The sequence below is a fragment of the Dactylosporangium siamense genome (assembly GCF_016862795.1).
GTDB classification, from domain to species: Bacteria; Actinomycetota; Actinomycetes; order Mycobacteriales; family Micromonosporaceae; genus Dactylosporangium; species Dactylosporangium siamense.
Map to the genome: position 1 here is coordinate 16991 of NZ_BONQ01000157.1, position 9229 is coordinate 26219.

10 protein-coding genes are annotated in these 9229 nt (G+C 69.4%); 4 read left to right on the forward strand and 6 right to left on the reverse strand.

Going from position 1 to position 9229, the window contains the following annotated elements; translation table 11 throughout:
* Positions 1 to 33 precede the first annotated feature (33 nt).
* On the forward strand, positions 34 to 480 hold the full coding sequence (locus tag Dsi01nite_RS48235) for an Hsp20/alpha crystallin family protein (RefSeq protein ID WP_203853225.1): 447 nt from the start codon (positions 34 to 36) through the stop codon (positions 478 to 480).
* Between the two features lie 31 nt (positions 481 to 511).
* Entirely contained in the window at positions 512 to 685 is a 174-nt protein-coding gene (locus Dsi01nite_RS48240; protein ID WP_203853226.1) for a hypothetical protein, read from the forward strand.
* A gap of 140 nt (positions 686 to 825) precedes the next feature.
* Here Dsi01nite_RS48240 and Dsi01nite_RS48245 read toward each other — a convergent pair whose 3' ends face one another.
* Positions 826 to 3129: a catalase gene (locus Dsi01nite_RS48245; RefSeq protein ID WP_203853227.1), complete on the reverse strand. Its 2304-nt coding sequence runs from the start codon at positions 3127 to 3129 to the stop codon at positions 826 to 828.
* Positions 3130 to 3382: 253 nt separating this feature from the next.
* Here Dsi01nite_RS48245 and Dsi01nite_RS48250 point away from each other — a divergent pair, with 253 nt between their 5' ends.
* Complete coding sequence (locus Dsi01nite_RS48250) at positions 3383 to 3811, forward strand: STAS domain-containing protein (RefSeq protein WP_203853228.1); 429 nt, start codon at positions 3383 to 3385, stop codon at positions 3809 to 3811.
* A gap of 60 nt (positions 3812 to 3871) precedes the next feature.
* Here Dsi01nite_RS48250 and Dsi01nite_RS48255 read toward each other — a convergent pair whose 3' ends face one another.
* From Dsi01nite_RS48255 to Dsi01nite_RS48270, 4 genes are all read right to left on the reverse strand, one after another.
* On the reverse strand, positions 3872 to 4342 hold the full coding sequence (locus tag Dsi01nite_RS48255; RefSeq protein WP_203853229.1) for a PP2C family protein-serine/threonine phosphatase: 471 nt from the start codon (positions 4340 to 4342) through the stop codon (positions 3872 to 3874).
* Between the two features lie 185 nt (positions 4343 to 4527).
* Positions 4528 to 5334 carry an SDR family NAD(P)-dependent oxidoreductase gene (locus Dsi01nite_RS48260; RefSeq protein ID WP_203853230.1) on the reverse strand — a complete coding sequence of 269 codons (807 nt, stop codon included), beginning with the start codon at positions 5332 to 5334 and terminating at the stop codon, positions 4528 to 4530.
* Positions 5335 to 5459: 125 nt separating this feature from the next.
* The gene (locus Dsi01nite_RS57955; protein WP_239136857.1) at positions 5460 to 5858 is read right to left on the reverse strand and encodes a DUF6158 family protein; all 399 of its coding nucleotides are present in this window, start codon (positions 5856 to 5858) and stop codon (positions 5460 to 5462) included.
* 112 nt (positions 5859 to 5970) lie between these two features.
* Positions 5971 to 6789, reverse strand: a complete 819-nt coding sequence (locus Dsi01nite_RS48270) for an endonuclease/exonuclease/phosphatase family protein (RefSeq protein ID WP_203853231.1) — start codon at positions 6787 to 6789, stop codon at positions 5971 to 5973.
* A 234-nt stretch (positions 6790 to 7023) separates the two neighbouring features.
* Between Dsi01nite_RS48270 and Dsi01nite_RS48275 the strand changes: the two genes are divergently transcribed.
* Positions 7024 to 8187, forward strand: coding sequence for a SigB/SigF/SigG family RNA polymerase sigma factor (locus tag Dsi01nite_RS48275; protein WP_203853232.1), 1164 nt, complete (start codon positions 7024 to 7026; stop codon positions 8185 to 8187).
* Between the two features lie 19 nt (positions 8188 to 8206).
* Here the strand turns inward: Dsi01nite_RS48275 and Dsi01nite_RS48280 are convergent, their stop codons facing one another.
* Positions 8207 to 8938 carry an STAS domain-containing protein gene (locus tag Dsi01nite_RS48280; RefSeq protein ID WP_203853233.1) on the reverse strand — a complete coding sequence of 244 codons (732 nt, stop codon included), beginning with the start codon at positions 8936 to 8938 and terminating at the stop codon, positions 8207 to 8209.
* Positions 8939 to 9229: the final 291 nt, after the last annotated feature.

The following is a 9229-nucleotide window of genomic DNA, read 5'->3' on the forward strand; positions in this document are numbered from 1 at the left end:
TGACCGACCAGTCGAGACCCAGGAGGTAGTCCAATGTTGGTGCGCAGCGAACCCTTCACCGAGGTCAACCGGCTTGCCCAGCAGCTGTTCGGCGCCCCGTCGACCGGCACGTGGTCCCGCCCGACGGCCATGCCCGCGGATGCCTACCGCAACGGCGACGAGTTCGTGATCGTGTTCGACCTGCCCGGGGTGGACAAGGACGCGATCGACATCGACATCGAGCGCAACGTGCTGACCGTCCGCGCGGAACGACGGCCCATCGATCTCGGCGAGCAGGCCCAGGCGGCCCTGACCGAGCGACCGTTCGGCGTCTTCTCCCGGCAGATGTTCCTCGGCGACGCCCTGGACACCGATCGCATCGACGCGACGTACCAGAACGGCGTCCTGGCCCTGCGGATCCCCATCGCCGAGAAGGCGAAGCCTCGCAAGATCACCGTCGGTGGCCACGCCGAGCAGGGGCACAAGCTCCTCGACAGCTGACAGCACCCGCAGCATGACAAGGTGGTGACCCGTGATGCACACCGGACTGTCGCCGGAGTGGGACCGCAGGTTCGACGAGGCGTTCACCGACCTCGTCAGCCACGACGATGATCTCGTCCGCACCGAGTTCACCGGCCTGATCCAGCGGTCGTGGCCAACCTGCTCGGACCCTGCCGACACCACCGGCATCCGCCAGGAGCGGTAACGCATCCGAGGTGACCTTCAACGGCGAGGCGCGTGTCCCCAGCCGTCGATCGTCACCTCGGCACGGTCCTGACCGCAGCGCAAGCATTGAGCGTCAGCCGTCCCACGCCTCGCGGCGTGGGACGGCCGGATGTGCGCGTCTCAGGCGACGGAGGCCGGGAACCGGTCCCAGACCCGATGCGCGCCCATGAGCTGCTGCAACTGGGTGAAGACGTCCGCCGCGTTGTCGGCCACAACCACACCGGGCGTGCCGTCGACACCGGCGGCGGTCAGGACGGCCGAGCTCGCGCCGTATGCACCGATCGCCTTGGCGTGCCGCCACGCTTCCTCGACCATCAGCAGCACCCGCGGGTCGATCGCCGCAGACCCCTTCGTGCCGGCCTTCGCGTCGCGAGCCGGGATCGCGTCGGGGGCCGGCACCGGCGCCCCGGCGAGCAGCACTGCGTCGAACTCGACCGACCGGGCGGTGGCAAACGTCCGCTGCACCGGCAGGCCGCCGACGAGCCCGCCGTGCGGGGCGATCAGCAGCGGCACCATGCCCGCGGCGAACACCGCCTCGCGCAACGCACCGAGCCCGTCCAGGTCGCCGTCCGGGTCGATGACGACGCCGACCGTCCGGCCGTCTCCCGGCCACACCTCGCCGATCTGTGACAGGGCGGGACTCGGCGTGACGTCGGCCAGCGGCACGGTCGGCTCCGGCGCCGGCAGGCCCAGCCCTGCCGCGACCTGCGCGCACAGCACAGGGTCGATGTTGGCCAGGGACAGCAGCTGCCGCTCCTTGATCGCCTGCTCGTAACACTTGCCGAGCTCGAAGGTGTACGCCCGGATGATGTGCTCCCGCTCCACCGGCGACATGCTCAGCCAGAACAGGCGCACCTGGCTGTAGTGGTCCTCGAAGGACACGGGGCTGGCCCGCACCTTGCTCGCCTCGGCCACCGTCACCGGGACGTCGAGGAACGCCTGGTCGGCGTCCCCGGCGACCGAGGGGTTGCCGCCGTCGAGGGAGTTCGGCCGGTACGGTGCGACGCCCGCGTGGATCGCCTGCTGGTGGAACCCGTCGCGGAGCATGTCGTTGACGGCGGCGTGCGGCCGGTTGATCGGAATCTGCGAGAAGTTCGGCCCGGCGAGGCGGGTGAGCTGCGTGTCGACGTAGGAGAACAGCCGCGTCTGCAACAGCGGGTCGTTCGTGACGTCGATGCCGGGCGGCAGGTTGCCGAGGTGGAACGCGACCTGTTCGACCTCGGCGAAGAAGTTCGTCGGCGTGCGGTTCAGCGTCATCTTCCCGATCGGCTGCACCGGCGCCAGCTCCTCGGGCACGATCTTCGTCGGGTCGAGCAGGTCGATGCCTTCGAACGTCTCGTCCGGGGTGTCGGGCAGCACCTGGATGCCCAGTTCCCACACCGGGTACGCGCCGGCCTCGATCGCGTCGTACAGGTCGCGGCGGTGGAAGTCCGGGTCCATGCCGCTGAGCAGCTGCGCCTCCTCCCAGTCCAGGGAGTGCACGCCCAGCTTCGGCTTCCAGTGGAACTTGGCCAGCACCGTGTCCCCGGCCTCGTTGACCAGACGGAAGGTGTGGACGCCGAAGCCCTCCATCGTCCGAAACGAACGCGGGATGCCCCGATCGGACATGTTCCAGATCGTGTGGTGCTGCGCCTCGGTGTGCAGCGACACGAAGTCCCAGAACGTGTCGTGGGCGCTCTGTGCCTGCGGGATCTCCCGGTCCGGGTGCGGCTTGCCCGCGTGGATGATGTCGGGGAACTTGATCCCGTCCTGGATGAAGAAGACCGGCATGTTGTTGCCGACGAGGTCGAACGTCCCTTCGTCGGTGTAGAACTTCGTCGCGAAGCCACGCGTGTCGCGGACCGTGTCGGCCGACCCACGCGACCCCAGCACGGTGGAGAACCGGACGAAGACGTCGGTCTGCTTGCCCTTCTTCAGGAATCCCGCCCGCGTCACACCGTCGGCGGTGCCGTACCCCTCGAACACACCGTGCGCACCGGCACCACGGGCGTGCACAACCCGCTCGGGGATGCGCTCGTGGTCGAAGTGCGTGATCTTCTCGCGGAGGTGGTGGTCCTGCAGCAGGATCGGCCCGCGCGGACCGGCCTTCAACGAATGGTCGGTGTCGCGCAACCGCGCGCCCTGCGACGTCGTCAGGTACTTCCCCTGCTGACCGTTGGCGTCGGCGCGCGCACCGGTCGGCGCACCCGTCGGCGTGCGGGTCTGCGGCGTCCCCTGCTCCGGCCTCGGCGGCAACGGATCACGGGGCTCGGTCGGCTCGGCGACTGACGGCGTGCCACTGCCCGGCGAGCCCGGCACGTCGGGCGTGAGCAGCTCCGCCACTTTCTCAGCGGCGCTTCCGACCGCCTTCTTGACCGCTGCTGCGGACTTCTTCGCGGCTTTGGCGGGCTTGCTGGCGGCCTTGCCGGGATTGTCGCGGGCCATCGTCTGAGAACCTCCACGCGGCGGAAACATGCAGGTCCTCCGCCGTACCCTGGGTGAAGTGCCACAAACGCAACCTCCGACAGGAGTGTTTCGGCAGGTCACCACGGAGCGTACCGAGTGCCAGGCGTCGAGCCGGACTGGCGGATGTCCGCCGAGCGCCACCGTGGGTTCGGGAGTACGGTTGGCGATAGTTCGGACATGAGCCTGTGGCGGACGACGCCCGACGAAGCGCTCCATGGTGACGAGGAGTCCTATGTCCAGCTATCAGGTGCAGCACTCGCTGATCCGCGAGGCGCACAGCAGCCAGGAACCAGAACTGGGGTTGACGACCCTGTCTACCGGGCCGCTGACCGAGGTCGAGGCCGTCGGCATCGTCGACTACGGCAGTGCGTCTACGCTGACCCGGCTGGTCGACCGGCTCCTTGCCGAGTATGCACCGCGATGGCTGGTCCTGGACCTCGCCGGGGTCTGCCTGCTCGACGCGGCCGGTATCACGACGCTGCTGCGGTTGCGGGACGGTTGCGCCGCCCAGGGCAGCCGACTGATCCTGCGCAACCCCTCACCGAGGACCTGCAAAGTCCTGGACATCACCAACACCGCGGGTCAGTTCGACATCCGGACAGTCTCCGCCTCTGTGCCGGCCTCCTCGTCGGATGGCGCCTGTGCGTCAACGGGGCCGTGACGTCGGTGCTGATGTCCAGCAGCAGCAGCGAACCCGCTGGGACCGGCTCGCCGCGCCAGGTCAGATCGCGCACGACGCGGGCACCGGCGAACGGGTAGAAGCGGCGCCGACGGCGGACATAGGTCCAGTGAGGACGCGGCCGCCGAAGGCTCGGTTACCGGGGGGGGCGGGCGTACCATCGCGGGCCCGCAGCATCAGCGTGACTTCGTCCGCTGGAGGGCCGTCGTAGCGTGCCAGCGCGGCATGGCACAGCCGCCGCAGCGCTTCCGGCGCCGGCAGCTGCCCGGCGTCGCGCTCGACGAGGTCGACGAGCCCGGCGTCGGTGAGCATGCCGCCGCGCTGATCCCGGGTCTCGGTGACGCCGTCGGTGTACAGCAGCAGCCGGTCTCCGCGTTCCAGGCTCTCCTCGGCGACCTCAATCTGTGGATCGTCCACGCCCAGCGGCATGCGCCAGCCGCCACCGAGGCTGCGTGCCACCTTGCCGTGCCGGATCAGCAGCGGCGGCGGGTGCCCGGCGTTGATGTAGCGCAACCGGCCCCCGTGTCCAGATCCAGGTCGCCGAGCACTGCGGTGGTGAACCGCAGCTCCGGCAGGTGCGTCTCGAGCGGCCACGAACTCATCCGGTTGCGCGAGGCTCTCCCGCTGCAACAGGTCCGCTACAGCGGCGCGCCACGGCCAGCCGCCGTCAGGTGCCATGACGGCGTCGCTGAGCGGTTTCACTGCCCGGAGCCGGGCTCGGCCATCTTGCGGTGCATCTCGGCCTTCGCCGGGTCCGTCAGCACCTTGCCGGCGACGGCCTGGACCTTGTTCTTGAACGAGCCGGCGACCACATGGTCGTCGCCCTTCATGAGCGCCTCGAAGCCCTGCTCGGCGACCTTCGCCGGGTCGTCCTTCGAACCGGCGCCGACCTTCGTGTCCATCATGTCGGCGCGCTCGAAGAAGTTCGTGTCGGTCGGGCCGGGCATCAATGCGGTCACCGTGACGCCGGTGTCCTTGAGCTCGTTGCGGACCGCCTCGGAGAACGACTGCACAAACGACTTCGACGCGTTGTACACCGCCTGGTAGGAGCCCGGCATGGTCGACGCGATCGACGAGGTGAACAGGACCTTCCCCGAGCCGCGACGGACCATGTCCGGCAGCACCCGCTTGGCGAGGTGCACGGTGGAGGTGACATTCACATCGATGATGTTGAGCTCGTCGCGCAGGTCGGTGTCGCGGGTGAAGTCGCCGCCGGCGCCACGGCCGGCGTTGATGGCGATCGCCTCGACCGGACGCCCGGTCTGCGCGATGTCCTGGTACAGCCGCTCAACACCGTCGTAGGTGGCCAGGTCGACCTGACAGGTCTGCACCTCCGCGCCGCCGTCGCGGCGCAGGTCCGCACCGGCCCGCTCGATGCCCCCGTCCTCGGCCGCGATCAGCAGGTCGAAGCCGTGCTCGACGAACTGCCGCGCCAGCTCGTAACCGATGCCGCTGCTGGCACCGGTGACAACGGCCAGCGGACGCTCTGTGCTCGGTGCGCTCATGGTGCTGCGTTCCTCTCCATGGGATGCCTCCGGATCGGCCCGGCCGGTACTGCCGCCGCGACGTCGGGGTGGTACCCGACGGCTACCCGCGCCGATCACCCGAAAACACACCCGCGTCGTGCGCGTCAGGTCCGCAGCCGCCGTGGGTCCACGGAGCGCTCCGGAAAGCGGCGCAGGAACTCGTCCTCCAGCTCTGCGGTGCGCTCGTCGTGGTGCTCCAGTGCCTGCGGCGAGCCGTGCCGGAATGTGTCGTCGCGGGTCTCGTGCAGGTGGCCGAGCTCACGGGACAGGTCCTCGTCGGACAGGGCCCCGGCCGGCACGCCGACCCCGTCGTCGCCTCGCCCGGTCACCGCCAGGGCGTCCACGGCCTCGTCGTAGGTGTACTCGCCCTCCGGCAGCGACTCCAGCCGCCCCACCACCGCCGCCGATGCTTCGGCCACGATCGCCTGCCGCTGGATCTCACCGGACGTCAATCGGTCCCGCCCGGTGTACAGCACGTCGAGCAGCTTCTCAGTTTCACCCATGATGGAGGCCTACCCGCCACCCGCCGCGTGGAACATCTCCGGCGCACCGCTGTCCACGACCGATCGGCCTTGGTGAACCGCCCTTTTGGTGTCGTGTTCTACCCGGCGCGTCTCAGCGCAGCCAGGCACCTGGCGGATGCTCGGGTGCCGCCAGATCGGCGACCACCCCGAAATGGTCGCTTGCCCAGACGTCGTCGACCGGCTCGTCGAAGGCGAGCCGGCATCCGACGACGTCCAGCGTCGGGCCGTGGATGCCGCAGCGGACCATGACGTAGTCGATGCGACGGCCGAGCTCCAGCGACATCTCGCCCGCCCGTTCCAGCGGGTTCGACGGCGTGAACGTGTGCCCCGGATCGTCGGGGTGGATCGCCGCCCAGGCATCGCGATACGCCACGCTGCTGCCGTGCAGGGACTGCTTGCCGGTCCAGAACCGCACGCTGGCGGCGTCGGGTGTGTCGTCGAAGTCGCCGGCCAGCACCACGTGCCGTTCCCGACCGGCGAACTGCTGTTCCACGAACCGGGCGCAGGCCACCGCCTGTAACTCCCGTTCGTGGGCGTAGCCGACCTGGTATGCCGGTTTGTGGTGGACGAACAGCAGCGGCCCGACCGGCGCCGGCGCCTCGACCTCGGCGACCACCGCCGCGCACCACGGCAGGTCCACCCGGTCGGTGACGTGCAGATCCAGCTCACCTACCGTGCCGACCGGCCACCGGCTCGCGAAGGCGGCGCCGACGCCGTCAGCGGAGCGCCCGGAATGCCGGACGATGTGATAGCCGGGGCCGAGCAGGTCGAGCGCCTGGTCGTAACCGTTGCCCCAGACCGTCTCCTGCAACGCGATCAGATCGGGTCTCAGATCCGCGAGACCGGCCCGCAGCACCGGGCGGCGACGCTCCCAGTCTCCGTGATCCGGCGACAGCAGATTGACCGTCATGACCCTGAAATGAGCTGGATTCACACCGCGCGGCATGCAGGTTTCCTTCCGCAAGGACCCGACCGGCATCGTCGGCCGCCATGGCGCCGGAGGTCGTGCCCCACGCGTACCCGCGCACGTCACCCGAGACACCACCCCACGCCGGGGATGCGGCAAGCAGACATTCGAGCGACATCCGGTTGGCGGTCCCGCCGTGGGGTACCGAGGCCTCGACGTTCGAGGGGAGGCCCGCGCGTGACAACAACAGCTAGCTCAGGCGTTCGCTCTGCCATAGATCTGACCATCGCGCTGTCGTCCGGGCGCGGCCAGGACCTCGTCGAGTTGACCGGCGTCCTCGACTATTCCTCTCTGCCCTACCTGCGACACGTCGTGTTCGAGCTGCTGGACGAGCGACGGTTCCGGATCACCATCGACGTGTCCCAGCTCCGGATCCTCGACGCATCCTCGATCAATGTCATCCTGTACCTGCGCGAACGGTCCCAGCGACTGGGCGGTGACCTGCAGCTGACCGGCGCGACCGGCACGGTGCTGACCGCGCTGGAGATCACCGGCGTCGCCAAGGAGCTGGACGCCTACACCACGTGCGACTGGCCGGTGCCGCAACGGCAACGGCAGGTCGTCGACCTTGCCTCGCTCCGGCTCAGCCACGGCCAGTGGCCTGCCGGCGCCACCGAACTGCTGACCCACCTGCACACGATGGAGCCCGGCGACCCAGCACGTCACCGCGCCCGCAACGCGATCATCGAGCTGTGCCTGCCGACCGCCCACCGGCTGGCGCGACGCTACGGCGGCATCGGCGAAGCGGCCGCCGACCTGCGGCAGGTCGCGGCACTGGGCCTGGTCAAGGCCGTCGACGGTTTCGACCCTGCGCGCGGCTTCGAGTTCGCCACCTATGCGACACCGACGGTTCTCGGCGAGATCAAACGCCACTTCCGCGACCGGACCTCCGGCATCCGGATGCCCCGACGGCTCCAGGAACTGCGGATGTCCGTCAACGCCGCCCGTGACGAGCTCACCCACACGCTCAGACGTTCGCCGACCGTCGCCGATCTTGCCGCGTACCTCGACGTCGCCGACGACCGGATCATCGAGATGCTCGGCGCCTGTCAGTCCAGCCGTCCGCTGTCGCTGGACGTGCCCGCCGGCTCCGACGACGACGCGACACTGCTGGAGGTCATCGGCGGCGACGACCCGGAGTTCGACGCCGTCGAGCACCGGCAGGCGCTGCGTGTGCTGATCGCGCGTCTGCCCCCGCGGGAACGACAGATCCTGAGCCTGCGTTTCTACGGCAACCTCACCCAGTCTCAGATCGCGGAGCAGGTCGGCCTGTCGCAGATGCACGTGTCCCGCCTGCTGCGGCAATCATTGGAGTCCTTGCGCCGACGCCTGAGCGACTGACGTCTCCTGCCACACCGCGCTATGGGCGCAGGGTGCACCAGACGATCTTGCCGTCCGATGTGACCGTGGCGCCCCAGGCAACCGTCAAAGCCTCCACGATCACCAGCCCCCTTCCACCGCCCCCTGCAACATCTGGCACAGCCAGACGCGGCATCGTCGCGGACCGGTCCCGGACCGCCAGATGCAGATACCGCCGACGCAACGACACCCACGCGGTGACCGGGGCCGAACCGTGCACCACCGCGTTGACCACCAGTTCGGTGACCACCAGCTCGGCGTTACCGCTCAGCGCGCCCAAGCCGTGCCGCAGACAGAACACCCGCACCACATCGCGAGCCTCTGCCAGACTGCCGGCTCCGCCGAGGACGTCCCAGCGCACCCGCACCGGCCCGCTCCCCCGACCTGCGAGCGCCTCCGCCTCGACCCGGTCGACGGTAAGCGGCACGTGCCGGCCGATCGCCAGCTCATCGAGCTGACGCGCCAGCGCGGGCGTCGCCGAGTGGTGGATGAGCGTGGCTCCCGGCCACGCCGCGGCCGCACGTGCCAGCGACAGAAAGACGGTCAGCGCGATCGGGTCGGCGTCAGCGACACCGGCCAGATCGATGAGCACGGCCGCCGGCTCCTCCGCCAATGCCTTCAGTACAGCCTGCCTGAGCACCGGGGCGGTGAGCGGGTCGAGTCTTCCACGCACGGCCACATGCGCCAGCGGTGTCGTGTGGGTCACTTCGCAGACAAGACGGTCGCCGGACACCGCCCGACTGTAGTGCTGCATGCTCAACGGCCTCCCGGGTCGGCCTCGGTCCGACGACATCGAGGCGCCATCCGCCGGCGGGGGCAAGCTCCGCCCGGCAGCGTCAAGCAAGGCGGCGGCGCAGTGACCTCGTGCGCAGATCGGTTGCCCGCCATTGGATACCCGCAAACAGCAATTCCGTGCTCTGGGTTTCTGGACCGAGGCAAGCGCTTCGAGCACACGACGAGCACCACGTCCCGACGCCAGAGAGAGGGCAGACAACCTCACTCTTCCGCTGGACTCACACCGCCC